Below are 25,514 nucleotides of genomic sequence, written 5' to 3' on the forward strand. Positions count from 1 at the left end.
GCTAGAGCAGAATGGTCCCGGCGTCGGCCGAACCTTGGCGTGCCACCTCGGAATACGCGGCTACCAGCAAGGCCGGATCCGGTCCCTCGAGCCGTCCGGGCTTCGCGAGACCGTCGAGCACGACGAAACGCAGCAACCCCGCGCGGTTCTTCTTGTCGCTCTGCATTCCCTTGAGGAGATCGCCGAACGCGTCGGGATCGTAGGTGGTGGGCAACCCGACGGATTCGAGGATCGTCCGATGACGCTCCGCGGTGGCATCGTCGAGCCGGCCTGCGAGCCGCCCGAGTTCCGCGGCGAACACCAGACCCACCGACACGGCGGCGCCGTGACGCCAGCGGTAACGCTCGCGCCGCTCGATCGCGTGCCCGAGAGTGTGTCCGTAGTTGAGGATTTCGCGGAGATCGGCTTCTTCGAGGTCGGCCGCGACAACCTTCGCCTTGACCTCGACGGAACGACGGATCAATTCGGGAAGCACCGTACCGAGCGGATCGACCGCGGCTGCCGGATCCTCTTCGATGAGGTCGAGAATCACCGGGTCTGCGATGAATCCGGTCTTGATGACCTCCGCGAGTCCGGCGATGATCTCGTTGCGGGGCACCGTTTCGAGTGTCGCGAGGTCGACGAACACCGCGGACGGTTCGTGGAACGCCCCGACGAGGTTCTTGCCCGCCTCGGTGTTGATCCCGGTTTTCCCGCCGACGGCGGCGTCGACCATCGCCAGCAGCGTCGTCGGTACGTGGTAGACCCGCACCCCGCGCATCCAGGTCGCGGCCACGAACCCCGCGAGGTCGGTGGCTGCTCCGCCGCCGAGGCTCACGATCGCGTCGGACCGAGTGAGGCCGATCCTGCCGAGAACCTCCCAGCAGAAGCCTGCGACCGCGAGTTCCTTGCCGTCCTCGGCGTCCGGGATCTCGATGCGGTGGGCGTCGATTCCCGTCTCGGCGAGCGCCTCCCGCACCGCCTCGGCGGTCTCGGTGAGCGTGGGCTGATGGAAGATGGCGACGGTCCGGGTGCCGGACAGCGCGCCGACGAGGTCGCCGAGCAACCCACGTCCGATGACGACGGGATAGGGATGAGCTGTGTTGACGTCGATGCGTACCGGTTCGGTCACGGTGTGGTGCTCCGATTCTCTGGAGTGGTCTGGACGGCAGCGGCATCTTCCGCCGCACCGAGTTTGGCGAGGACCTGCTGGACGACGCGGCCGGGGCTGCGACCGTCGGTCCGCACCCGAATGGTCGCCGACTGCCGGTACAACGGGCGTCGGCGGCGCATCAGATCGCGATATTTCTGGGCGGGGTCTCCCCCGTTGAGCAGGGGCCGCGAGGTGTTGTTGCCGGTGCGCCGTAACCCCTCGGCCACGCTGAGTTCGAGATACACGACGGTATGCCCGGCCAGACGTTGCCGCGTCCGGTCGGACAGGATGGCGCCACCGCCGAGCGAGACGATGCCGTCGTGCTGAGCGAGTGCCTCGGCGACGACCTTCTCCTCGATCTGCCGGAACACCGGTTCGCCGTCCTGCTCGAAGATCTCGGGGATCGTGCGGCCCGTGGTGCGTTCGATTTCCGCATCGGTGTCGAGCAACGACAGGTCGAGCGCCTGGGCGACTCGTCGGCCGATGGTCGACTTGCCGGCCCCGGGCGGACCGATGAGCACTGCACGCGGCGCCATGCCTCTACCGCGGCGGGCGCGCCGCAACACCTTTCAGGTAGTGCTCGATGTTGCTCACCGTTTCCGGGAGCGAGTCTCCGCCGAACTTCTCCAGGGCGGCCTGCGCGACGACGAGCGCGACCATCGCTTCGGCGACGACGCCCGCGGCCGGGACCGCGCACACGTCGGAACGCTGGTGGATGGCGACCGCTTCGTCACCGGTGGTCATGTCCACGGTCGACAGTGCCCGCGGGACCGTCGAGATGGGCTTCATCGCGGCGCGTACCCGCAAGGTCTCGCCGTTGGTCATGCCACCCTCGATACCGCCTGCGCGGTTGGTGGAACGGAGCACACCGTCGGGCCCGGGGCGCATCTCGTCGTGAGCGGCGCTGCCGCGTCGCCTCGCAGTCTCGAAGCCGTCGCCGACCTCGACACCCTTGATCGCCTGAATTCCCATGAGTGCCGCGGCAAGTCGCGAGTCGAGGCGATCGGCTCCGCTGACGAACGATCCGAGTCCGACGGGCAGACCGTGGACGACGACCTCGACGATGCCGCCGAGCGTGTCGCCGTCGCGCTTGGCTGCTTCGATCTCGGCGATCATCGATTCCTCGGCGGCCTTACCGAACGCGCGCACCGGGCTCGCGTCGATTGCCGCGAGATCGGCGGCTCCGGGCTCGGGGCCGACGTACGGCTCGGAGGCGCCGATGGAGATCACGTGAGAGACGACCTCGGCACCGAATGCCTGCCGGAGGAAGTTGCGGGCCACGGTTCCGGCGGCGACTCGCGCCGCCGTCTCGCGCGCGCTGGCACGTTCGAGCACCGGCCTCGCGTCGTCGAATCCGTACTTGAGCATGCCCGAGTAGTCGGCATGACCGGGTCGGGGGCGCGTGAGCGGCGCGTTACGCGCCTGCCCTTCGAGCAGCTCCGGGGCCACGGGGTCGGCGGACATGATGGTTTCCCACTTGGGCCACTCGGTGTTGCCGATCTCGATGGCGATCGGGCCACCGAGGGTGCGCCCGTGCCGGACACCACCGATGATGGTGACCTTGTCGGCCTCGAACTTCATGCGAGCGCCACGGCCGTAACCGAGCCGCCTGCGCGCGAGCTGGTCTGCGATGTCGTCCGATGTCACCTCGACAGAGGCGATCATCCCCTCGAGCATCGCGACGAGGGCGGGACCATGGGATTCTCCGGCAGTTATCCAACGCAGCACCCCGTCATCCTTCCACGGGCGCCGCCCGCGCGGTGACGCCACCCCTGGTCATTGCTCCACGCAGAATCCGAGCAGCGCAGCGGCGCACATCGACGGCCCGTGCGGCACCCCGGGCAGTGCACGCTCCGCACGCGGAGCCCGGCGACGCACGACTCCGAGGACCGCCACGACCAGCACGGTCAGCACCGACGGGAGCAGTGCCGCGACGAGCCACGCCCGGGTGCCGGCGACGGCGGTGGCGGCCCCGAGCGCAACTGCGAGTTTGACGTCGCCGGCTCCCAACGACCGCGGGGATGCCAGGTGCACGACGAGCATCGGAGTCGTCATCAGTGCGGCGCCCGCCAGCGCCGCGGCGCCGTGGCCGGTGAACCAGGCGACGGAAACTACCCCTGCGCCACCGCCGAGGGTGAGGATGTTCGGCAACCGCCGGACCAGGATGTCGACCGTGGCCAGGCCGACACTCCACCACCCGAGAAGTGCGAAGGCGAGCGCGGCGGGGGCTGTGCCGCCGAGGGTCGCCACGGCCCCGATCACCGCACACGCGACCTCACAGATCCCTGCCGCGGGCACCCTGCCCGCCAGTCGTGCTGCCAGCGCGTACACCGCCGAACCCACCGCGGCCCCCGCGACCACACCCCCGATGATCATCACGGACGTCAGCGTGCCGCAGCGGACGGCACCCCCGGCTCCGGCCGGGATCCTTGGCGGCACTCCGGGGAGGAACAGGCGACCTGTGGACAAACTCGAACCTCAGCCTGCCGGTCCCCGGTGAAACAGTCCGGCCGCGAGGACGAGCTCGGACGGTTCAGTCCGCGCGGTCGGCGCGCGCCAGCATGTCGTCGAACTCTTCGACGTCGAGGGGGTCGGCAGTGACCTCTTTGCGCCCGTCGTAGACGTCGCGGTCGATCTCGTCGTCGGCGTTGGCGACCAGCATCGCGACGAAGGTGTCGCCGTTGACGTTGAGGAACGTCCGGAAGATGCCGGTGAACCAGTCGACAGCGATCAGCAGGCCCACCGCCTCGAAGGGCAGACCGAGCGAGGTTGCCAGGAACATCGCCACCACCGGGAAGCCGCCGGGCACGGTGATGGTGCCCATATTGAGCAGGATCGCCAGTCCCATGCCGAGAACGATCTGCCCGATGCTCAGGTCGACGTTTCCGGCCTGGGCAAAGAACATCACGACGATCATGTAGTTGAGGACGGCACCGTAGGAGCCCATCGTCAGTCCGACCGACAGCGTGAAGTTCGCGATCTTCTGGCTGACGCCGACCTTCTCCACCGTGTTCTTGAGAACCGTCGGAAAGGTCACCGCCGAACTGGTCGTGGTGATAGCGATCGCCGTCTGCTCGGCGAGCTTGGACGGCAGCTTCCACGGGTTCAACCCGGTCCGCACGCTCACCACCACGGTGAAGAACGCAAACAGGATGAGCACGCCGAGAAGCGTGGTTCCCAGGTACTTCAGGCCGGTGGTCACGACCGAGAACCCCACATCCCCCGCGAGGGAGGCCAGCAGGCAGAAGACACCGACGGGGGCGACGTACATGACCAGCCGGATCATCGTCAGCACGATCTGCTGCACCTGATCGACAAACGTGAGGACGCGATCGTCACCCGTCTTCGTGATGTGCTGGCGCAGCGCGAGACCGAAGAGCAACGAGAACACGATGATGGGAACCATGGTCGCCGTCGACATCGCGTCGAAGATGTTCTTCGAAACGAAGTTCACGACGGTGTCCTGCCAACCGAGGGCATCACCCGCAGACGCCTCGAGCGCCGAATCCAGCTCGCCACCGAAGACCATGCCGTCGCCCGGGCGGATGACCGAACTCAGAACCCAGGCCAGCACTGCTGCCACCAGGGAGAACCCGATCATCCATGTGAAGGTCCGGAAGGCGATCTTGCCCGTCCCGGCGCCGCTCATCGATCCGGTTGCCACGATGACCGACGCCATCACCAGCGGAACGATGGACATCTGGATCAACCGGATGAACATGTCGCCGACGAACTGCAGATTCGCCGCCCATTCCCCGACGATCAACCCGAATGCCAGCCCCGCGACAGCAGCGAGTCCGATGTGGACTCCCGAATTCTTCACCAAGTTCATCGAATCTCCCGACTCCGTGCCTCGGCCACGTTCGAACAGAACGAAGGTGGCCGCGCAAACGTAAGCGGCGCTCACGTCGCCGGAGTTGCCTGCGCATTACGGCGTCGTTGCGGCGATCGGGGTCCGATGTCGCCGGAGCCGACCGGCACTTCGTCGAACTCCGACCGGAAGTTCCGGTGCAGAATCGGCGGACTCTGCGAGCATCGACGGGGAGCGCTTGCCGATCACCGGAAGGAACGCTGGATATGGAGCTTTCGTCGGTCCTCGAGCACGTCGGTTCTGCGATCGACGTCGTGGGTGTCGCGGCCATCGTCTTGGGAGCCGCGTCCGCCACGTGGACCGCGGTGGCGGCTCGGGTGCGCTCCCCCGGAGTCGCCGTCTACGAGCAGTACCGGCGCAGTCTGGGACGGTCGATCCTGCTCGGTCTCGAGTTCCTGGTGGCCGCCGACATCATCAAAACCGTGGCGGTGACCCCTACCTTCACCTCTGTCGGGGTTCTCGCGCTGATCGTCCTGATCAGAACGTTCCTCAGCTGGTCGCTGCAACTCGAGATCGACGGGCGCTGGCCGTGGCAGCGACGTACGGAGGGGGAGGTGCCTGTCACTCCCCCGTCCGGTTGACGCCGCGCCGGCCCAGTCAGTCGCCACTGCTGCGGCGCCGCCCGAGCTCGTCGTGCCGGCCCGACAGATAGGCACGCTCGACGCTGTTCGCGGTGCGGGTCGCGGCCTTCTCGTACGCGACCGCCGCGTCTCGCTGCCGGCCGAGACGCCGCAGAAGATCCGCGCGCGCCGCATGGAAGACGTGGTAGCGGTCGAGGTCCAGTTCGTCGACGATCTGCAGGGCCACCTCGGGCCCGTCGGTCTCCGCGAGGGCGATGGCCCGATGGAGCGCCACCACGGGCGTGGGATGCAGCGCGAGAAGGTGGTCATAGAGCTGCACGATCTGCGACCAGTCGGTCGCAGCAGCGGTCGCCGCGTCGGCGTGCACGGCAGCGATTGCGGCTTGGAGCTGATACGGACCGGGCCGGTTCAGTTCGATGCAGCGCCGGACGAGGACCTGTCCTTCCCGGATCAGGTTCCGGTCCCAGCGGGTGCGATCCTGGTCGGCGAGAAGCACCATCCGCCCGTCGGCGGTGGTCCGTGCGGCGCGACGCGACTCGCCGAAGAGCATCAACGCCAGCAGTCCCGTGCTTTCGGGGTCGTCGGGCAGGAGTTCGATCAACTGCCGGAGGAGCCGGATCGCCTCGGCACTGAGGTCGGTATCGCCGAGTGTTGCTCCCCTCCCGGCGGTGTGCCCCTCGGTGTAGATCAGATAGAGCACCGCGTGCACCGCGCCCAGCCGTTCCGGAAGGTCGGCCGCGGACGGCGTGCGGTAGGGAATCCTGGCGTCGCGGATCTTCGCCTTGGCCCGTGAAATACGCTGCGCCATCGTAGGTTCGGGAACGAGGAATGCGCGCGCGATCTGCGCGGTACCGAGACCGCCGAGCAGGCGGAGGGTCAGTGCCACCCGGGTCGCCGGGGCGAGCGCGGGATGGCAGCACGTGAAGATCAGTCGCAACCGGTCGTCGGGCAGGCCGGGTCCGGGGAGACCGTCGTGGACGTCGCCCTCCTGCACGCCGAGAAGCCTCGCTGCGTCGGCGTGTTTCGCGTCCCGCAGGACCTCCCGCCGTGCGTGGTCGATGGCGCGGCGTCGCGCGGTGGTGATGATCCACCCCGCCGGACTCGGCGGGATCCCCTCCCCCGGCCAGCGGTTCACCGCGACGGTGAACGCCTCCTGCACCGCGTCTTCGGCGAGGTCGAGGTCGCCGAAGACGCGGGTGAGCACCGAGACTGCACGTCCGTACTCGTCGCGGAAGATCCGTTCGATCTGTGTAGACGTCACCGACATCGGAGTCAGCCGCACGATCCCCACTGCAAGGGACGCACCTCGATCGGCAGCGTGGTGGCCTCGGCGAGTTTGCGTCCCCAGACAAGTGCAGCGTCGAGATCCTGAGCCTCGATGACGTCGAAGCCTCCGAGGTGCTCCTTGCCTTCGATATAGGGCCCGTCGGTCGTTACGACGCCCTGACCGCCGGCCCGGACGACGGTCGACGTGCTTGCCGCGTGAAGGCCTCCGGAGAAGACCCACGCTCCGGCCTCGCGCAGTTCGCGTTGGAGGACCTCCAGCTTCCGCATGATCGGCTCGAGTTCCTCGGGCGGCGGCGGATCGCCGTCGGGCTGATAGATGCTGAGCAGGTACTGGACCATTGCCGAATCCTTCTCGAGGTGGCCGGCTGTTCCGGCCGTTCATCTACTACACGAACGATAGGCGGCAGATTCGACATCCGACCGAGAAGACGAACGGTTAAGTGGGCACGAGGACGACTCATTCCGCCTAGCGTGAGGTCATGGAGTGGTCGAAGGCCCTCGGCATCCCGGCTGCGGCCCTGGCCGCGGTGGCGTCGTACGACATGCTGCAGCGGAAGCACTCGCTGTTGCGCAATTTCCCGGTCGTCGGGCACGGACGACATCTCCTCGAGGCCGTCGGACCGGAGTTGCGGCAGTACATCATCACCCGCAACGACGAGGAGCGTCCGTTCACCCGCGACCAGCGCCGATGGGTGTACGCCTCGTCGAAGCAGGAGAACAACACCTTCGGGTTCGGCACCGACAACGATGTGGAATACACCGACGGATACACGATCATCAAGCACCGCACGTTCTCACAGGTCCCCGCGTCCGGCGCGCCACACAGCGGTGAGGCACTCGAGGTGCCCTCGGCGAAGATTCTCGGCGGACCACGAGGCCGGGCGAAAGCGTTCCGGCCTCGTTCGTTCGTCAACATCTCGGGAATGAGCTTCGGGTCCCTGTCCTCGGCCGCGGTCACCGCGCTGAACAAGGGAGCCGCGTCGGCCGGATGTATGCACAACACCGGCGAAGGTGGGCTCTCGCGCTATCACCGCCACGGCGCAGACCTGATCTTCCAGATCGGTACCGCCTATTTCGGGTGCCGCGACGAAGAGGGCCGGTTCGACCTCGGCCGGCTCGTCGCACTCACGGAGTCGGCGCCGGTCAAGGCCATCGAGATCAAGCTGAGCCAGGGCGCCAAACCCGGGCTCGGCGGCCTGCTGCCGGCTACCAAAGTCACCCCCGAGATCGCCGAGATCCGCGGTGTCGCGATGGGCCACGACGTGGTGAGTCCGTCCCGGCACACTGCTTTCCACGACGTCGACAGTATGCTCGACTTCGTCGAACGCGTCGCCTCGGAAACCGGTCTTCCGGTGGGAATCAAAGCGGCCGTGGGAGATCCGACGTTCTGGCACTCGCTCGTGGAGTCGATGCGCAGCGGCGAGCGGGGCGTGGACTTCGTGACCATCGACGGTGGCGAGGGCGGCACCGGCGCCGCTCCGCTCGTCTTCACCGACGCAGTGTCGTTGCCGTTCCGGAGCGGCTTCGCGCGGGTCTATCGTCAGTTCGCCGAAGCAGGCCTCGCCGACGACGTCACGTTCATCGGATCGGGCAAGCTCGGCATGCCCGACAATGCCGTGGCCGCATTCGCCCTCGGTTGCGACATGCTCAACGTCGCCCGTGAACCGATGTTCGCACTCGGCTGCATTCAGGCACAGAAGTGCCACACCGACACCTGTCCGACCGGAGTCGCCAGCCACAATCGATGGCTCGAGCGGGGCCTGGATATTCCGTCCAAGGCCGACCGGGTCGACGGCTATCTGCGGGCGCTACGACGCGACGTCCTCAAAGTGGCCGAGGCGTGCGGGGTGGCACATCCGAGCCTGATCGGTGCCGACGACGTCGAAGTCGCCGACGGCAACCGGCATTCGGTGACCCTCGCCGAACTCTACGGTTACCGGACGGACTGGGGGCTGCCGAGCCCCGCAGGTCGCGAGGCGATCACCCGGATCATGACGGCCGGCGAACCCGAGGCCTCCGGCGGCGCGGGGTCGCCCGGGGCCGCGACGAAACCCCCGGGAACCTAGCGGGCCGAACGGTAAGTCGCCGGTAACCGGTGCTCGGTGCCGCTGCGCGACCCGCCCGCCGGTCTCAGGCGTAGTCCAGCCCCACCGCGCGCGCCATGGCTTCTCGGGGTGCGGGCCGGCCGGTGAACTGCTCCACCTGCCCGAACGCCTGGTTGAGGAGCATGTGCAGTCCACTGATGACCACCGTCCCGCGGGCCTCCGCCGCCGAGGCGAGCGGCGTCGGCCACGGATCGTAGATCGCATCGAGAATGTACGGAGCGCGGGCGAGTGCGTCGGCGTACGGCGCTGCCGCAACAGCGGGCACGGTGCTCACCAAGGCGTCCGCCTCCGCGCACATCTGTCCGAGGCCGGGGGCGTCGAACGGCACCCACCGGGCCTCGATGTCGTCCCCGAGACAGTCGAACGTGGCCCGGGCGCGACCCTCGTCGCGCGCGACCACCGTCACGCTGCGGACACCGAGGTCGGTCAGTCCGACGAGCGCGGGACGCGAGGTGCCGCCCGAACCCACCACGACCGCGGATCCACCCCTCAGGTCGCGTACCCCGCCGGAGCGCAGCGCTCCCGTGACGCCGTCGACGTCGGTACAGTCCGCGCGCCACCCTCCGGGGACCCGCACGAGGGTGTTCGCCGACCCGATCGTCACGGCGCGCTCGGTGCGCTCGGTCGCGAATTCCAGGGCAGCGAACTTGCCGGGCATCGTCACCGAGACACCGACCCACTCGTCCCCGAGACCCGACACCAGACCGGGCAGTTCCTCGCCGGTGCACTCGATCCGGTCGTAGGTCCAGTCCGTCAGCCCGAGCGCCCGGTAGGCCGCGAGATGCAACAGCGGGGATTTCGAATGTTCGATCGGCTTCCCGAGGACCGCGGCCCTGCGGGCCACCGCGTTCAGATCATCTGCCACTGTTGAGAATTCCGCTTTCCAGAGCCTTCTGCGTGTTGACGAGGTGTTCTTCGTAGTTGTTCGCGAACAGGGTCGTGCCCTTCTCGTCGATCGTCACGAAGTAGGTCCACTCACCGGGTTCGGGGTTCTCTACCGCTTGGAGGGCGCCGATGCTCGGCGACGAGATCGGTGTCGCCGGCAAGCCCACGCTCGCGTAGGTGTTCCACGGGGTCACGAGTGCCCGGTCCGCGTCGGTGGTGGCGAGTTCCGTTTCGTCGAGTGCGTAGTTCACCGTGGAGTCGAACTGCAGCATCTGCCCGATTTCGAGGCGGTTGAGAATGACGCGGGCGACCTTGGAGAAATCGGCAGGCAGCGCTTCCCGCTCGACGAGCGACGCAGCGACCAGCAGTTCGTAGGGGGTCAGCCCGACCTTCGCGGCAGCTGCGGTGATACCGGTCTCGTCGTATTTGGCGGCGCTCGCGGAGACGAGGCTGCGCAGCACCTCGACCGGTTCGGCGCTCGGGTCGATATCCCAGCTTCCGGCTGCGATCAGCCCTTCGAGCTGGCGTGCCCGGTCGGGGACGTTCGCGACCGCTTCGCGGGCCCACTCCGGAACTCCCAGAGCTTCGAGGTCGGGGCTCGCGCCCGCTGCTTCGAGTTCCTCATAGGTCAGGCAGGTCGGCGTGCCACCGTCGTCGTAACAGCTTGCTTCGGAGATGAGCGTGTAGATGCCCTTGCGCACCGCGCCGGTATTGACGTCGCGGATGTCGTGAAGCTGCCGGCCCTCGGAGACGACGAATGCGCCCACGCGGCTGGTGCCGCTCACCAGCGCCGTAACAGCGTCGACCGCCGGGACGTTGGTCGGCACCCGGTAGTAGCCCGGGTGCAGGGCGTTCATTCCGGAGTTCTGCACGGCGGCTTCGTAGAACGCCGCGGAACTGGCAACGACGCCCTTGTCCACGAACTCGGTGCCGATCTCCTGTGCCGTGTCTCCCGGCTGCACCTGCACGACGACCTCGGGTCCGGCAGGCCCGGTGAAGTCGGGTGCGGGATCGGGCCCGGCAAGCTTGGTGTAGGCGAAGTAACCACCGCCCACGAGGACGACGAGCACCAGCGCCGCGGCAAGCGACCCGAGGATGCGTCCGCGCTTCTTGCGGGCGACGGCGCCTCCGGTTCGTTTGCCCCGGGGCGACGGCGCGCCGACAGCCGCGGGTACTGCGCGTGTCTCGGCGTAGTCCTCGTCGTCGTACGCGGACGAGTCGTAGTCGTCCTCGTCGTAGTCGTCGTACTCGTCGCGCGGGGCGGCGGCGGAGTCGCGGCCCGGGGCGGCTGCGGGGTAGGGATTGTTCCCGTCCCGAGGCGCGGGGTGGCGGCTGTAGCCGTCGCCGTCGTATCCGTCTCCGGTGTCGTCGTAGGCATCGCCGGTGTTGTCGTAGCGGTACCCCTCGCGCTGTGCGTAGGAGTACCCGTCGGCGTATTCGTCGTCGGCGTAGCCGGGTCGTTGTCCGCTCTGCTCGGGCGCATAGCCGGAGCCGGGTGCATGACCGGGAGGCGGACCGTCGAACGCCCCCTCCTCGAAATGCAGCACGTTCGTCTCGTCGTCGTCCGGCGAACGCGTCGGGTGCGGTTGCTGCGGCGGAGTGTCGTAGCGGTAGTCGCCTTCGCCACGCCGATCCGCCGGTCCCCGGTAGCTACCGGCGTACGGGTCGGAGAACAACCCCTGCCTTGTGGGTTCGGAACGGTCGTCGGACTGCCCGTGCCGGTTCACCGGCTTCCCCCGAGGTCTCCGTCGGCTTCGTTCACTGCTGCGCTCCGCTCGTCCAACCAACCCTGCAAAATGGCCACGGCCGCGGCCTGGTCGATCACCGGCCGCGCGCCCCTTGCGCTCACCCCGCTCTCGCGGAGGGCACGCGCCGCAGTGACCGTGGTGAAACGTTCATCGGCCATGCGCACGGGAACGTCGGGCAATTGCCTGCGAATGCGGCGAGCGAAGTCGCTCGCCAGTTTCGCGGCCTTGCCGGGCTCACCGCGCAGCGTCTGCGGAAGCCCGACGATAACCTCCACGGCCTCGTATTCCATAACGATTTGGACAATGCGCCGGATATCCGGCGCGTCGGGACCGCGGTCTTTCGAGCGCGGCACGGTCTCGACGGGCGTGGCGAGGATGCAATCGGGGTCGCTCGAAGCGACCCCGATCCGCACGCTCCCGACATCGATCCCGATTCGTCGGCCTCGGCCGGGGTCGTCGGCCCCGGGTCGATCCGGGCCCGGCAGGTCAGCCACGCTCAGCCGGCCAGCTCGCTGAGCCGGGCGCGGAAGGCATCGAGTGCGGCACGGATGCCGGACGGATCCGAGCCCGCCCCCTGTGCCATATCGGGCTTGCCGCCGCCGCGTCCGCCGATCGCGGGTCCGAAGCTCGCGACGAGATCGCCGGCCTTGATGCCCATCGCCTGCGCGGGCTTGCTGGTGGCGACGACGAACGGAACCTTTCCGTCGGCACTGCCCAGGAGCAGCACGACAGCGGGCTCGGAGCCCAGCCGGCCGCGGATATCGGATGCCAGGGTGCGCAGGTCGTTGCCGGTGACGCCTTCGGGAGCCGCCTCGGCCACCACGAGCAGGTCGCCGATTCGCTGCGCCTTGCCGGCGTAAGTGCCCGCTGCCGCCGCGACGTTGGCCGCCTTCGTCTTCTCCAGTTCCTTCTCTGCCGCCTTGAGCCGCTCGATCAGCGACTCGACGCGTCCGGGCACCTCCTCGGAGGGAACCTTCAGCGTCGACGACAGGCCTGCGAGCAATGCCCGTTCCTTCGCGAGGTGGCGGTAGGAATCGAGTCCGACGTAGGCCTCGACCCGGCGCACACCCGACCCCACCGACTGCTCACCGAGGAGCGTGACGGTCCCGACGTGCGACGAATGCTGGACGTGGGTGCCGCCGCACAGCTCCATCGAGAAGGGGCCACCGATCTCGACGACACGCACCTCGTCGCCGTAGTTCTCGCCGAAGAGCGCCATCGCGCCCATCTTCTTGGCCTTGTCGAGGTCGGTGACGAACGTGTTGACCGGGTAGTTCGCTGCGACCGCCTCGTTGGTGACGACCTCGATGTCCTGCTTCTGCTGCTCCGACAACGCACCGGGCCAGGAGAAGTCGAACCGCAGGTAGCCGGGCTTGTTGAGCGAACCGGCCTGCACGGCGTTGGGTCCGAGGACCTCCCGCAGCGCGGCATGCACGAGGTGGGTGCCGGAATGGCCCTGTGTCGCGCCCTTGCGCCATTCGGGGTCGACCTGCACGAGCACCGCGTCGCCCTCGGTCACCTGTCCTTCGACCACGGTGACCTTGTGCGTCCACAACTGCTTGGCGATCTTCTGGACGTCGTCGACCTTGATCTTCAGACCCGGCCCGGTAATCGTTCCCACGTCGGCGATCTGGCCGCCCGACTCCGCATAGAGGGGGCTGCGGTCGAGGATCAGTTCGACCTTCTGCCCGGCGGATGCGGTGTGCAGGCGTTCGCCCCCGGTAATCACGGCGAGCACGTGCGCCTCGGTTACGAGTTCACCGAAGCCGGTGAACTCGGTGGGGCCACGGTCGAGGAGTTCCTTGTAGACCGTCAGGTCGGCGTGCGCGTGCTTGCGGGCCCGCGCGTCGTCCTTCGCGCGCTGGCGCTGTTCCGCCATCAGCGACCGGAAGCCGTCCTCGTCCACGGTCAATCCGGCCTCGGACGCCATCTCGAGCGTGAGGTCGATGGGGAAGCCGTAGGTGTCGTGGAGGGTGAATGCGGCGGTTCCGCCGAGCACGGTCTCGCCCTGTGCTTTCGCGGCGTCGACCGCCCCTTCGAAGAGCTTGCTGCCGGTGCCGAGCGTCTTGAGGAACGCGGTCTCCTCACCGACCGCGACCGTCTCGATGCGCGAGAAGTTGGTCGCGAGTTCGGGGTAGGACGGCGCCATCGTGTCGCGGACGACGGTCATGAACTCGGCCATCGTGGGACGGTCGGCGCCGAGCAGACGCGCCGAGCGCACGATCCGGCGAAGCAGACGACGCAGAACGTATCCACGGCCGTCGTTGCCGGGGTTGACGCCGTCGACGATGAGCATCGCGGCCGTGCGGGCGTGGTCGGCGATCACCCGGAAGTGGACGTCGTCCTCGTGCTTGGCGCCGTACACCGCGCCTGTCAGTTCGGCGGCTTTGTCGATCACGGGACGGAGCAGATCGGTCTCGTACACGTTCTCGACGCCCTGGAGCAGGAACGCCACCCGCTCGACGCCCATACCGGTGTCGATGTTCTTCTTCGGCAGCGGTCCGAGGATCGGGTAGTCGTCCTTGGAGCGGCCTTCGCCGCGCTCGTTCTGCATGAAGACGAGATTCCAGATCTCGATGTAGCGGTCTTCGTCGGCCTCCGGGCCGCCCTCGACGCCGTACTCGGGGCCGCGGTCGTAGAAGATCTCCGAGCACGGGCCGCACGGGCCGGGGATTCCCATGGACCAGTAGTTGTCCTTCATGCCGCGCCGTTGGATGCGGGCCTCCGGCACGTTCATCTTGTCGCGCCAGATCGCGAACGCTTCGTCGTCGTCGAGATACACGGTGACCCAGAGCTTTTCCGGATCGATGCCGTATCCGCCGTCGTCGACGGAGCCGGTGAGCAGCGACCACGCGAAGGCGATGGCCTCTTCCTTGAAGTAATCCCCGAACGAGAAGTTGCCGGCCATCTGGAAGAACGTGTTGTGCCGGGTCGTCTTGCCGACCTCTTCGATGTCGAGCGTGCGCACGCACTTCTGCACCGATGTCGCACGGGTGTACGGCGGGGTCTGCTGCCCGAGGAAGAACGGCACGAAGGGAACCATGCCGGCATTGACGAACAGGAGATTCGGATCGGCGAGGATCAGCGACGCGCTGGGTACCTCGGTGTGGCCGGCCTTCACGAAGTGATCGAGAAAGCGCCTACGGATCTCGTGGGTCTGCACGTCATGGTCCTTTGTCGTGTGACGGTTCCGGGAACTGCCCGGTGTGGCCTGCCGGCCGCGCGAAACGGCCATCGTTCAGCTTAACGTCCCGGCGCAACCGGCTTCCGGTCGGTACGACGGACGTCACGCCCGCCTACCGCTCGCCTCGCACGATGCGGCGGAGCTTCGGCACCCGCGACGCCAGTTCACGTTCGGCTCCGTGGTTGGTCGGCCGGAAGTAGTCGACCCCGACCAGTTCGTCGGGCGCGTACTGCTGGGCGAGCACGCCGTCCGGATGGTCGTGCGGGTAGCGGTACCCGACGGCGTTGCCGAGCTTCTGCGCGCCCTGATAATGCCCGTCACGCAGGTGCGCGGGCACCATCCCGGCCTTGCCCGCTTTGACGTCGGCGATCGCCGCTCCCAGCGCAGCGGTGACCGCACCCGACTTGGGGGCTGTCGCGATGTGGATGGTGGCCTGGGCGAGAGCGAGCTGAGCCTCGGGCATCCCGACCTGCTGCACGACGTGTGATGCGGCGACGGCGGTCTGCAACGCGGTGGGGTCGGCCATTCCCACTTCCTCGCTGGCCTGGATCATCAGGCGCCGGGCGATGAAGCGGGGGTCCTCCCCCGCGACGATCATCCGCGCCAGGTAGTGCAGGGCGGCATCGACGTCGGAGCCGCGCAGCGACTTGATGAACGCGCTCGCGACGTCGTAGTGCTGGTCGCCGTCGCGGTCATAGCGCACCGCGGCCCTGTCGATGCTCGACTCGACCGTGGACAGATCGATGACGGCGTCGCCGTCGCCGGCCCGGTCCGACGCCGTCTCGGCGGACGCCTCGAGCGCGGTGAGCGCGCGTCGCGCGTCGCCGCCTGCGAGACGTACGAGGTGATCGAGCGCGTCGTCGGTGATGTCCACCACGCCACCGAGTCCGCGTTCGTCGACGCGGGCGCGTTCGAGCAGTTGCCGGATGTCCTCCGTGCCGAGCGGTTGCAGTTGGAGCACCAGCGAGCGCGACAGCAGCGGAGCGACGACGGAGAAGGAGGGGTTTTCGGTCGTCGCCGCGACGAGCAGCACGATCCGGTTCTCCACGGCGGCGAGCAGCGCATCCTGCTGGGTCTTCGAGAACCGGTGGACCTCGTCGATGAACAGCACCGTCTGCTCGCCGTGGGCGAGGCGGCGGCGCGCCACATCGATGACCGCACGCACGTCCTTCACACCGGCGGACAGAGCCGAGAGCGCTTCGAACCGCCGGCCTGTCGCACCGGAGATCAATGACGCGAGCGTCGTCTTCCCGGTCCCGGGCGGGCCGTACAGCACGACGGACGCCGCGCCCGAACCTTCCACGAGGCGTCGGAGCGGAGCGCCGGGTTCGAGCAGGTGCTGCTGGCCGACCACCTCGTCGAGACTCGCGGGACGCATGCGGGCGGCGAGCGGAGCGGAGGGCCCGGTCGGCGCTGCGGGTGCGCGGCGTATCTCCGGTTCGGGTTCGGGTTCCTCTGCGCGGGGCGCCTCGAAGAGGGCGTCCGGTTCTGCCGAAGGATCCTCCGCACCGAATACGTCACTCACCACTCCGACGCTACAAGCTCCCACCGACCGTCGCGGTCGCAGTACCCGGTGAACAAGCGGCGACATTTCGGTGCATATCTGCCGTTTGCCCTGAATCGGGACCCTCGGCATGGTCAGATCGACGCCGTGCCCCTACTTCGTGTGACGCGTCGAACACTCCTGCGAGCCGGCGCGGTGGTCGCCGGCACGTCTGCCCTGGCCGCGGCGACCGCTCCCGGCGCGTCGGCGGCTCCGCCTGTCTTCGCACACGGCGTGGCTTCCGGTGACCCGCTTCCCGACGCGATCGTCCTCTGGACCCGCATCACTCCCACACCCGATGCGGTCCCCGGCTCGGGCGTGGGCCCCGCGACCACGGTGCAGTGGGAGATCGCCCGGGACGCCGACTTCTCCGACACGGTGGCCTCGGGATCGGTGTCGACGACAGCCGACGCGGACCACACCGTGAAGGTCGATGCGACAGGCCTGGCCGCCGACACGGAGTACTACTATCGCTTCCTCGCCGGCGGGGCCGTCTCCCCCACCGGGCGCACACACACCGCACCGGCCGCCGACGCGCACGTCGAGCGTCTCCGGTTGGGCGTCGTGTCCTGCGCGGACTGGGAGGGTGGCTACTTCGCGTCGTACCGGCATCTCGCCGCACGCGGCGACCTGGACGCGATGGTGCATCTGGGCGACTATCTGTACGAGTACGCGGCCGGCGAGTTCCCCGTTTCGACGGGATCCGAAGTACGGGCGCATCGTCCGTCGCACGAGATCGTCACCACCGCCGATTACCGGATGCGGCACGGCCAGTACAAGACCGACCCCGATCTGCAGCGGCTACACGCCCTCGTGCCGTGGATCGTGGTGTGGGACGACCACGAGTCCGCGAACGACGCGTGGTCGGGCGGTGCCGAGAACCACGACCCGGCGACCGAGGGCGACTGGGCCGCGCGCAAGGCCGCGTCGGTCCGGGCCTACTACGAATGGATGCCGGTCCGGAGGGAAGGCGATCGTCTGTACCGGCGGCTCCGGTTCGGTGACCTCGCCGAACTGTCGATGCTCGATCTGCGCACGTACCGTTCCGAGCAGGCTCGGCCGGTAGACGGGAAGACTGTCGACGAGCCCGGCCGCACCATCACGGGCAAGGACCAGATGGCCTGGCTCACCGCGGGCCTGACGAGTTCTCCGACTCGATGGCAGCTCGTCGGCAACTCCGTGATGTTCGCACCGCTCCTGCTCCCTCCCCTCGACGTGCGCACGACCGGTGCGCTCACCGCACTGCTCGGTGCGCCGTCGAACGGGGTGCCGTTCAGCACCGACCAGTGGGACGGGTACCCGGCCGACCGTCGGCGTCTGCTCGACGCGATCAGCGGTGCGGGACGACGCAATGTCGTGTTCCTCACGGGCGATATCCACACGTCGTGGGCGATGGACATTCCCGCCGATCCGGCCGCCTATCCGGGTGCGGGCACCGTCGCCACCGAGTTCGTGGTGCCGTCGGTGACGTCGGCCAACATCGACGAGTTGCTGGGGGTCCCGCCGCGCACGGCATCACCGGCGCTGGAGGAGGTCGTGCGGTCGACCAACCGGCACGTTCGGTTCGTCGAACTGGACTCGCACGGCTTCGGGGTGCTCGAGGTGACCCCGGATGCGGTGCAGATGGAATGGTTCTTCCTCGGCGACCGTACCGACCCGTCGACCGGCGCACGACGAGCAGCGGGCTTCCGTGTGCTGAACGGCACCGCATGCGTCGAACCCGTACCGCCGGTGTGACCCGGACTGGTGGGCGTCAGGCCGCTTCGCGTGCCTCGAGCTGTTCGAGCACCTCGCGCGCATGTCCGGCGACGTCGTCGTGGCCGGTGTCGGCCGCGAAATCGGCGAGCAGCATCCAGCGGGAACGCAGTGCTTCGATTCGCGGCACCGACAGTTCGTGCTCGCGTACCGAGGCGATCCGGGCGTGGTCCTCGGGCAGGAAGAGATGGGTGCTGAGCCAGACGCACGCCAGCAGCGCGTCCAGAAGGCGTTCGGCCAGCACTTCGTCGTAGGCCAGGTGCGGCCACATGCCGACGACCTCGGCGCGCCACGCGTCGGCCATCGCCCGCATCCGCTCCACGGTCATGGGAACGGCACACACGCACAGGGGGAAGGACGTCAGGGCGAATGCGATATCGAGGGTCGCGTCCCGGAAGCCTCCCCACTCGTAGTCGAGGAACTGCACGCCGTCGTCGCCGACGACGATGTTGTCCGGGCACAGGTCCGACGGGCTGAAGGCCCGGTGACGACCGCCGGTGAACAGCTTTGCGGCGCGTTCGGCCCGTTCCCGGACCGAATCGGGCACGGTGAGACCGAAATCGGTACCCAGCAGTTCGGGCACACCGCGCACTGCGTCGATCGCCTGTTCGGACACCGTGTCGGCGACATGCGAGACGTCCGCGCGGCGCAGCAACGCCGCGAAGTCCTCTTCTCGTCCCACGGTCGCGGCGTGCATCCGGCCGAGAGCCTGCGCAAGCGCCATGAGCGTGTTGCCGACGGTCTCGCTGTCACCACTGCGCATCAGGGTCGCGAGAGGGGTCGCGTCGCCGAGATCGCTCAGGACGAGCAACCGGGTCGCGAAGTCGTACGCGAGCAGTTCCGCACCGGGACGGTGGTCCTTGGCGAGGGCGGTCGCGAACTGGTAGGAGACCGCTTCGCGCAGGAACGCGATCTGCTCGTCTGTCGCGGAACCGTGGAGGTCGACGTGGCCGGCACCGCGCGACGGCGGCACCTGCTTGAGCACGAGTGTGCGCGGCAACGAGAAGGGGTTCGCGGCGACCCGCACCCGGAGAACGACCGACCTGCCACTGCCCCCGAGGTCGACGGGATCCGCCAGTTTGACCGGCGCCCCGGTACGACGAGTGAGCAGCTGCTCGGCTGCCTGCACTACCTCTGACACGGGGTCCGCCAATGTTGCAGTCATCACGAACCAATCTACAGGTTCCCGGTCACTAAATGGGCTCGCAGAAGACCTCGGTCACTCAGGACCTTCGATGGTCACGCGCGCGAGGGCACATCCGCTTTGTCCTGACCTGCACCGTCCGGGCAGCACATCGGGTATCTCACGAGATCGACGACCGGGTGCCCGCGGAGGTGTTGCCGATGTCCACGGGGTTTCGATCGCCCTGATCGGAACGTCCTCCCGCAGCGGAGAATTCTTCGTCGATCGGCGCGACATCGACCGATACCTCGATCGTGCTGTCCTGCGCTTCCGTATAGATCACGCCCCGCAACGGCGACACATCCGCGTAGTCACGTCCCCACGCCACGGTCGTGTACCGCTCGTCGCCGAGTTGATCGTTCGTGGGGTCGAAGTCCAGCCACGTGCCGTCCGGTAGCCACACCGACGCCCACGCATGCGTCGCGTCCACCCCGACCATGCGTTCCTTCCCGGGCGGCGGGTCGGTCGCGAGATATCCGGAGACGTAGCGTGCTGCGAGCCCCTGGGAGCGCAGGCAGGCGATCGCCAGGCGCGCGAAGTCCTGACACACACCCGATCCGGCCGCCAGCACTTCCGCAACGCGGGTGGACACGGATGTCGACCCCGACCGGTAGGTGAAGTCCGTGAAGATCCGGTGTGTCAGGTCGACGATCGCCTCGGCGATCGGCCGCCCGGCCGTGAACGTCTTCTCGGCGTAGGCACGCACGTCGTCGTCGACCTCCGGCGGATGCACGTCGAGTACGAAGTCGACGGCCAGCGCACCGGCGGGGCCGGCCGGGCGGGCCGTCTCCCACGGCGCCAGACACGCCGGCGTCCGCAACCGCCCCGGGTGCGGAGGTGAGACCGCGACCTCGGAGCGTCCCACCACTTCGAGCACCTCGTGCGTGTCGGTGACGTGGAAGAACAGGTCGCGGTTGCCCCACAGGTCCGCGCCGGTGGACATGTCCGCCGGCGCGGGACTCACGGTGACCTCACTGGAGAGCACCTGCTGCCGGTCGGTTTCGCGGGGAAGCAGGTATCCGCGTCCGTAGGAGGAGGTCACCGCGCCCGAATAGCGGTAGGTGGTGCGGTGCGTGATGCGGTACCGCCGCACACCGGGCTCGCTGGATCCGTCGGCGACTGTCATGGCAGGTCCCTCCGCTCTGTGCCGCCCCACAGGGGCCGGGTTCCGCCGGGCAACGACAGCGGTCCCTTCATCAAGACGACGGCGAGTTCCGTCAGCCCGGCGTGGGTGGAGTCGAGCAGGCGCGCGAACTCCGCCCGGACACCGTCGGTGACGGTCTCGAGGTCGGACGGGTCGCAGCGGCGCAATGTCGCGAGGAGTTCGTCGACGAGCCGTTCCGGCAGGGACGAGCCCGACGAGTGCGGCAATGCCACCAGGTTCTCGCGCAGCCGGTCGAGGAGGTACGCGAGCGAGCGCGGATTACCCGGATCGAACAGGAGCAGCTGGGCGACGGCGGCGACCCGCACCGTGGTGTTGCGTCGCCGGAACGTCACCGAACTCTCCGCCGCGGCGAGCACCGACTCCATGAGCGCGCGTTCGGTGGGCCGGGTGTGCTCGCGGGTCAGGGTCGAGGACAGCAGCGACACCAGCGCCAGGCCCCGCTCGAGGCGTTTGCCGATGTCCATCACGTACCAGCCCAGATCGCGCACCATCGATTCCGCGCCGAGGCCGGACAGGGCGAGCATGCCGTTGAGCACCGCCGACTGGGTCGCGCCGAGCTGCGCGCCGTCGTCTTCCGGATCGACCGCGAGGTCGTCGAGGGCGCGCTGCACGTCGGCCAGGACCGTCCAGGTGTCGTGCGAGAGCTGGTCGCGCACGGCGCGGGCAGCGCGCTCGAGCCCACCGAACGACTGCGCGAGCGAGCCCGGCCGCGCACGATCCACGGTGAGGGCGCGGAACTCCGCCACGACGTTGCGATGGTCGTCCACCATCGCGACACCCTCGCTGAGCTGTGAGGTCGCGACAAGTGTGCCGAGCAGAACAGGCAAGCAGTCGCTGCCCTCGAGCCACGGCCGGTTCCGGTAGTCCTGGTAACGCTCCCTCATCGAAACGAGCAGTCGCGCCGTATCTTCCGCGCGCTCGCCGTAGCGGCCGATCCAGAACATGTCGTTGAGCACGCGCGGCGAGGCCACCACCTCGGTGGAAGGCGCCGCGAAGCGCGGCAGCGATTCCGGAGCGGTAGAGCCCGCCGCGTCGGTGGTGGCGCCACCCGCGACAGTCCGTACCCAGACATCCTTCGCCGCCACTCGCGGTTCGGTTTCCGGCGCGGCGCCCGGTACCAGCACCTCACACAGTCCGCCGGGCATCGGCGTGTATCCGACGCGCTGCGCAACGGTGAACAACCGAAGACTCACGGGAGACGCCGTCACGGCCGTTCCGTCGAGGCTGGGCGCGTGGGAGTACTCGACACGTTCCTGCGCCACCCAGTTGCCCGGTTGCGCCTTCATGCGGGCGAGCAATTCCTCCCGCTCCGCGGCGGTCAAGGTTTCACCGACAACGGTTTCCGCGGTGACGGTGGAGCGCAAGACCAGATCGGGAAGGCGCGAGGTGAGTTCCGAGAGTCCGGAGGCGGTTCCGCCCCAATGGGTCTCCTCCGATTCGAGCAGGAGGTCCTCGTCGAGCAGCGCCCGGGCGAGTGGTCGAAGGTATCCCGCGAGCGCGGGGTTTTCGAGGACTCCGCTGCCCAGCGGGTTGACCAGTGACACTCCACCGCGACGAACGACTTCCACGAGTCCGACCACGCCCAGCCTCGAATCACGCCGGAGGTCGAGCGGGTCGGCGTAGTCGGCGTCGATGCGCCTCATCACCACGTCGACGCGGGTCAGCGACCCCAGCGAACGCATCCACAGCCTCCCCTCCCGCACGGTCAGGTCGGCCGACTCGACGAGCGGCACGCCCAGCACGCTCGCGAGATGCGCTTGGTCGAAGGCTGTTTCGGATTGCGCACCCGGACTGAGCACCACCACGAACGGGTCCTCGACACCGCTGGGCGCGACATCGCGCAGCGCGAGCCTGAGCGCGTGACCGAACGGTGCGAGGGGCCGCGGGCCGGCGGTGGTGTAGATCTCCGGCATCGCATGGGCGACGACCCGACGATCCGCCATCGCGTAGCCGAGACCGGACGGCGCCTGGGTGTGGTCGCGGATCGCACGGAAGCTACCGTCGCGATGCCGCGCCACATCCACCGCGTGGATGAAGAGTTGATGCGGCCCCGGAAGAGTGACTCCGTGAGCCGCTCGCAGGTATCCGGGATGGCCGAAGACCAACTCCGGAGGCAGCAAGCCCGTGGTGAGTGTGCGCTGCGGGCCGTACAGGTCTGCCAGCAGTGCGTCGAGCACGCGCGATCTCTGCACGAGCCCTCGTTCGAGGACCGCCCAGTCGTCTGCGGCGAGAACCAGGGGTAAGGCGTCTACTTCCCAGCGCACCGGGCCGGTCGGTTCTCCGTCCGGGCCCACCGAGTCGACCGGGTTGTAGGTGATGCCGTGATTGTCGACCAGGGTGCGTACACGTCGCCGGTAGCGCTCGAGCACCGCGGGCGAGCGGCCCTCGAGCACCCCGGCGAGTTCGCTCCAGTGCTCCCGGATCTCACCGGAAGCGGTGTGTAGCTCGTCGTACTGCGGACTGAACGGGGTGTCGTACTCCCCGACCGGATCCGCCTCGGCCACGTCGTGCATGAAGCGCCGCCCTCTCGATCTTTCCGTCGGCGCACCGTCGTTCACGACTCGCTCGACCGTCGCACCGGCGACGGGTCAACTCTGCCAGGTGGAGTTGCTCAACGTGTATTCGCGGCGGACCCGGCGGCGTGCGGGGTGCCGCACGTCACTGCTCCGGACCGAAGGTGACTATGCCGGCGACTTGTGGGTGACCTTGCTGAAGCTCTTCGCGGTTGCGCGGTCCACGCCGGCTTTCACCATGCCGAAGATCAGGCCCTGCAACGCGGCTGCGATGAGCACGTCGCGGGTGCTCTGTGACAGGTCTTGTGGTTCCGGCTTCGGGCGATTCTGCCCCACTCGCTTCCACACCTGCTGGAAGACCGCTCCCGCGAGCACACCTCCCCCGACACTCGCCGCCAGGGCAAGGGGCTTGTACATCATCACGCTTGCGTCGGGCATGTGCAGGTTCCTCCTCCGGTGCGGTGCCGACGGTGGCACCGCGATCTCCCGACCGAGGTACCCGCCTGCTCCGGGGCGCAAACGGCGAGCACGACGACGCCGAGAGCGCTCGCATTGTGAGCGGCGGGTTCGTGGCGGGGTTTCGAGTCGGCGTTGGATTCGGTATTTCTAGGACTTCCGTCCGATTCGAACTCCGCCGGTCAGAGGAAAACTGCCCCCCAGAGAAAGCGGAGGCCGCACGCCCCTCAGGACGTGCGGCCTCGACCCAGCCGGATCAGCCGGTAGCCGAATCAGCTCTTGGCGGGAGGTGCAGCCTTGTCCGCTTCGGGTTCGGGCTTGTAATCGATACCCGACTCCTTACGCTGCTCCGGAGTGATGGGCCCCGGAGCGTCCGTGAGCGGATCGACTCCCCCACCCGACTTCGGGAACGCAATGACCTCGCGGATCGAATCCATCCCGGCGAGCAGAGCGGTGATGCGATCCCAGCCGAAGGCGATGCCGCCGTGCGGGGGCGCGCCGTACTTGAACGCGTCGAGAAGGAAGCCGAACTTCTCGTTCGCCTCCTCCTCCGAGATGCCCATCACCTTGAACACGCGTTCCTGGATGTCGGGACGGTGGATACGGATCGAACCGCCGCCGATCTCGTTGCCGTTGCACACGATGTCGTACGCGTACGCAAGCGCCGATCCGGGGTCGGTGTCGAACGTGTCCATGAATTCGGGCTTGGGCGAGGTGAAGGCGTGGTGCACCGCCGTCCACGCCGAATGCCCCAGTGCCACATCGCCGCTCGCCGTCGCGTCTGCGGCCGGTTCGAACAGCGGCGCGTCGACGATCCACACGAACGCCCACGCGTTCGGATCGATCAGGTCGAGCTTGCGGGCGATCTCCCCGCGTGCCGCGCCGAGGAGTGCACGCATCGGCTTGGTGGCGCCGGCGGCGAAGAAGATGCAATCGCCCGGCTTCGCGCCCACGTGTGCCGCGAGTCCGGCGCGCTCGGTGTCGGTGAGGTTCTTGGCAACCGGACCGGTGAGTTCCCCGTCCTCCCCCACCAGCACGTACGCCAGACCCTTGGCCCCGCGCTGCTTGGCCCATTCCTGCCACGCGTCGAGCTGGCGTCGCGGCTGGCTCGCGCCACCTTCCATGACGACCGCACCGACGTACTCGGCCTGGAAGACCCGGAAGGTGGTGTCCTTGAAGAATTCCTTGCACTCGACCAGTTCGATCCCGAATCGAAGGTCGGGCTTGTCCGACCCGAAACGACGCATCGCATCCGCGTACGTCATCCGCGGGATCGGCGTCCGGATCTCGTAGCCGACGAGACGCCACAGTGCTTCGAGCACGTCTTCGGCGAGCAGGATGACATCGTCCTGCGTCACGAACGCCATCTCGATGTCGAGCTGGGTGAACTCGGGCTGCCGGTCCGCACGGAAATCTTCGTCGCGGTAACAGCGGGCGATCTGGTAGTACCGCTCGATGCCGCCGACCATGAGCAGCTGCTTGAACAGCTGCGGGGACTGCGGCAGTGCGTAGAAGTTCCCGGGCTGCAGGCGGGCGGGTACCAGGAAGTCACGGGCGCCCTCGGGCGTGGAGCGCGTCAGCGTGGGGGTCTCGACCTCGACGAACTCGTGCTGGGCCAGCACTGCCCGTGCGGCGGCGTTGACCTTGCTGCGCAGCCGGATGGCCTTGCCCGGGCCTTCCCGTCGCAGGTCGAGGTAGCGGTACTTGAGGCGGGCTTCCTCGCCTGCCTGGTCGTCGAGCTGGAACGGCAGCGGAGCGGACTCGTTCAGCACCTCGAGTTCGGTGGCATTGACCTCGATGGCGCCGGTGGGAATCTCGAAGTTCTGGTTTCCCTCGGGCCGCATCTCGACCACGCCGGTGACCTTGACGCAGTATTCGGCGCGCAGACGGTGCGCCTGTTCGAGCACTCCCGGGTCGCGGAAGACCACCTGCGCCACCCCCGACGCATCGCGCAGGTCGATGAAGATGACCCCGCCGTGGTCGCGGCGCCGAGCGACCCAACCGGTGAGGGTGACAGTCTGCTCGGCGTGCTCGGCTCGCAACGAGCCGGCGAGATGGGTGCGCAGCACGGAAGTCCTTTCGAAACGACAGCGACGGGTTCGTCGG

20 protein-coding genes are annotated in these 25,514 nt (G+C 68.2%); 3 read left to right on the forward strand and 17 right to left on the reverse strand.

Going from position 1 to position 25,514, the window contains the following annotated elements:
- Window position 1: 1 nt before the first annotated feature.
- From aroB to ACFWBU_RS06305, 5 genes are all read right to left on the reverse strand, one after another.
- Window positions 2–1,111, reverse strand: coding sequence for a 3-dehydroquinate synthase (aroB, locus tag ACFWBU_RS06285; RefSeq protein WP_296550781.1), 1,110 nt, complete (start codon window positions 1,109–1,111; stop codon window positions 2–4).
- The gene (locus tag ACFWBU_RS06290; protein WP_169621798.1) at window positions 1,108–1,668 is read right to left on the reverse strand and encodes a shikimate kinase; all 561 of its coding nucleotides are present in this window, start codon (window positions 1,666–1,668) and stop codon (window positions 1,108–1,110) included. Before ACFWBU_RS06290 ends, aroB begins: the two co-directional genes overlap by 4 nt.
- Window positions 1,669–1,672: 4 nt before the next feature.
- Complete coding sequence (gene aroC, locus ACFWBU_RS06295; RefSeq protein ID WP_169621796.1) at window positions 1,673–2,860, reverse strand: chorismate synthase; 1,188 nt, start codon at window positions 2,858–2,860, stop codon at window positions 1,673–1,675.
- Window positions 2,861–2,908: 48 nt separating this feature from the next.
- Window positions 2,909–3,508 (reverse strand): prepilin peptidase, encoded by a 600-nt coding sequence (locus ACFWBU_RS06300; RefSeq protein WP_378527841.1) that lies wholly within the window; start codon window positions 3,506–3,508, stop codon window positions 2,909–2,911.
- A gap of 157 nt (window positions 3,509–3,665) precedes the next feature.
- Window positions 3,666–4,964: a dicarboxylate/amino acid:cation symporter gene (locus ACFWBU_RS06305; protein ID WP_378527817.1), complete on the reverse strand. Its 1,299-nt coding sequence runs from the start codon at window positions 4,962–4,964 to the stop codon at window positions 3,666–3,668.
- A 245-nt stretch (window positions 4,965–5,209) separates the two neighbouring features.
- Here ACFWBU_RS06305 and ACFWBU_RS06310 point away from each other — a divergent pair, with 245 nt between their 5' ends.
- Complete coding sequence (locus tag ACFWBU_RS06310) at window positions 5,210–5,584, forward strand: DUF1622 domain-containing protein (protein WP_169621793.1); 375 nt, start codon at window positions 5,210–5,212, stop codon at window positions 5,582–5,584.
- A 16-nt stretch (window positions 5,585–5,600) separates the two neighbouring features.
- Here the strand turns inward: ACFWBU_RS06310 and ACFWBU_RS06315 are convergent, their stop codons facing one another.
- Together ACFWBU_RS06315 and ACFWBU_RS06320 are read right to left on the reverse strand one after the other, a co-directional pair.
- Window positions 5,601–6,851, reverse strand: coding sequence for an RNA polymerase sigma factor (locus ACFWBU_RS06315; RefSeq protein WP_378527842.1), 1,251 nt, complete (start codon window positions 6,849–6,851; stop codon window positions 5,601–5,603).
- A 5-nt stretch (window positions 6,852–6,856) separates the two neighbouring features.
- Window positions 6,857–7,210, reverse strand: a complete 354-nt coding sequence (locus tag ACFWBU_RS06320) for a YciI family protein (protein ID WP_169621792.1) — start codon at window positions 7,208–7,210, stop codon at window positions 6,857–6,859.
- A 140-nt stretch (window positions 7,211–7,350) separates the two neighbouring features.
- On the opposite strand from ACFWBU_RS06320, the gene ACFWBU_RS06325 reads away from it, so the two are divergent.
- The gene (locus ACFWBU_RS06325) at window positions 7,351–8,937 is read left to right on the forward strand and encodes an FMN-binding glutamate synthase family protein (protein ID WP_378527818.1); all 1,587 of its coding nucleotides are present in this window, start codon (window positions 7,351–7,353) and stop codon (window positions 8,935–8,937) included.
- A 64-nt stretch (window positions 8,938–9,001) separates the two neighbouring features.
- Here the strand turns inward: ACFWBU_RS06325 and ACFWBU_RS06330 are convergent, their stop codons facing one another.
- The 5 genes from ACFWBU_RS06330 to ACFWBU_RS06350 form a co-directional block, all read right to left on the reverse strand.
- A complete protein-coding gene (locus ACFWBU_RS06330; protein WP_169621790.1) occupies window positions 9,002–9,841 on the reverse strand; it encodes a shikimate dehydrogenase in 840 nt (279 codons plus the stop codon).
- Window positions 9,831–11,588, reverse strand: a complete 1,758-nt coding sequence (gene mltG, locus ACFWBU_RS06335; RefSeq protein ID WP_169652164.1) for an endolytic transglycosylase MltG — start codon at window positions 11,586–11,588, stop codon at window positions 9,831–9,833. Before mltG ends, ACFWBU_RS06330 begins: the two co-directional genes overlap by 11 nt.
- On the reverse strand, window positions 11,585–12,103 hold the full coding sequence (gene ruvX / locus ACFWBU_RS06340) for a Holliday junction resolvase RuvX (RefSeq protein WP_169621788.1): 519 nt from the start codon (window positions 12,101–12,103) through the stop codon (window positions 11,585–11,587). The genes mltG and ruvX overlap by 4 nt, the downstream gene beginning before the upstream one ends.
- Before the next feature lie 2 nt (window positions 12,104–12,105).
- Window positions 12,106–14,772 carry an alanine--tRNA ligase gene (alaS, locus tag ACFWBU_RS06345; RefSeq protein WP_169621787.1) on the reverse strand — a complete coding sequence of 889 codons (2,667 nt, stop codon included), beginning with the start codon at window positions 14,770–14,772 and terminating at the stop codon, window positions 12,106–12,108.
- 133 nt (window positions 14,773–14,905) lie between these two features.
- Window positions 14,906–16,318 carry a replication-associated recombination protein A gene (locus tag ACFWBU_RS06350; protein ID WP_169621786.1) on the reverse strand — a complete coding sequence of 471 codons (1,413 nt, stop codon included), beginning with the start codon at window positions 16,316–16,318 and terminating at the stop codon, window positions 14,906–14,908.
- Between the two features lie 141 nt (window positions 16,319–16,459).
- Between ACFWBU_RS06350 and ACFWBU_RS06355 the strand changes: the two genes are divergently transcribed.
- A complete protein-coding gene (locus ACFWBU_RS06355; protein ID WP_169621785.1) occupies window positions 16,460–18,073 on the forward strand; it encodes an alkaline phosphatase D family protein in 1,614 nt (537 codons plus the stop codon).
- A 16-nt stretch (window positions 18,074–18,089) separates the two neighbouring features.
- Here ACFWBU_RS06355 and ACFWBU_RS06360 read toward each other — a convergent pair whose 3' ends face one another.
- The 5 genes from ACFWBU_RS06360 to aspS form a co-directional block, all read right to left on the reverse strand.
- Window positions 18,090–19,256, reverse strand: coding sequence for a kinase (locus tag ACFWBU_RS06360; protein WP_169621784.1), 1,167 nt, complete (start codon window positions 19,254–19,256; stop codon window positions 18,090–18,092).
- 139 nt (window positions 19,257–19,395) lie between these two features.
- Window positions 19,396–20,400: a transglutaminase domain-containing protein gene (locus ACFWBU_RS06365; protein ID WP_378527819.1), complete on the reverse strand. Its 1,005-nt coding sequence runs from the start codon at window positions 20,398–20,400 to the stop codon at window positions 19,396–19,398.
- Window positions 20,397–22,952, reverse strand: coding sequence for a circularly permuted type 2 ATP-grasp protein (locus ACFWBU_RS06370; protein WP_378527820.1), 2,556 nt, complete (start codon window positions 22,950–22,952; stop codon window positions 20,397–20,399). Before ACFWBU_RS06370 ends, ACFWBU_RS06365 begins: the two co-directional genes overlap by 4 nt.
- Window positions 22,953–23,120: 168 nt before the next feature.
- Entirely contained in the window at window positions 23,121–23,390 is a 270-nt protein-coding gene (locus tag ACFWBU_RS06375; protein WP_169621781.1) for a DUF4235 domain-containing protein, read from the reverse strand.
- A gap of 290 nt (window positions 23,391–23,680) precedes the next feature.
- Complete coding sequence (gene aspS, locus ACFWBU_RS06380; protein ID WP_169621780.1) at window positions 23,681–25,477, reverse strand: aspartate--tRNA ligase; 1,797 nt, start codon at window positions 25,475–25,477, stop codon at window positions 23,681–23,683.
- Window positions 25,478–25,514: the final 37 nt, after the last annotated feature.

The sequence above is a fragment of the Rhodococcus sp. NPDC060084 genome, from assembly GCF_042730335.1.
Lineage (GTDB): Bacteria > Actinomycetota > Actinomycetes > Mycobacteriales > Mycobacteriaceae > Rhodococcus.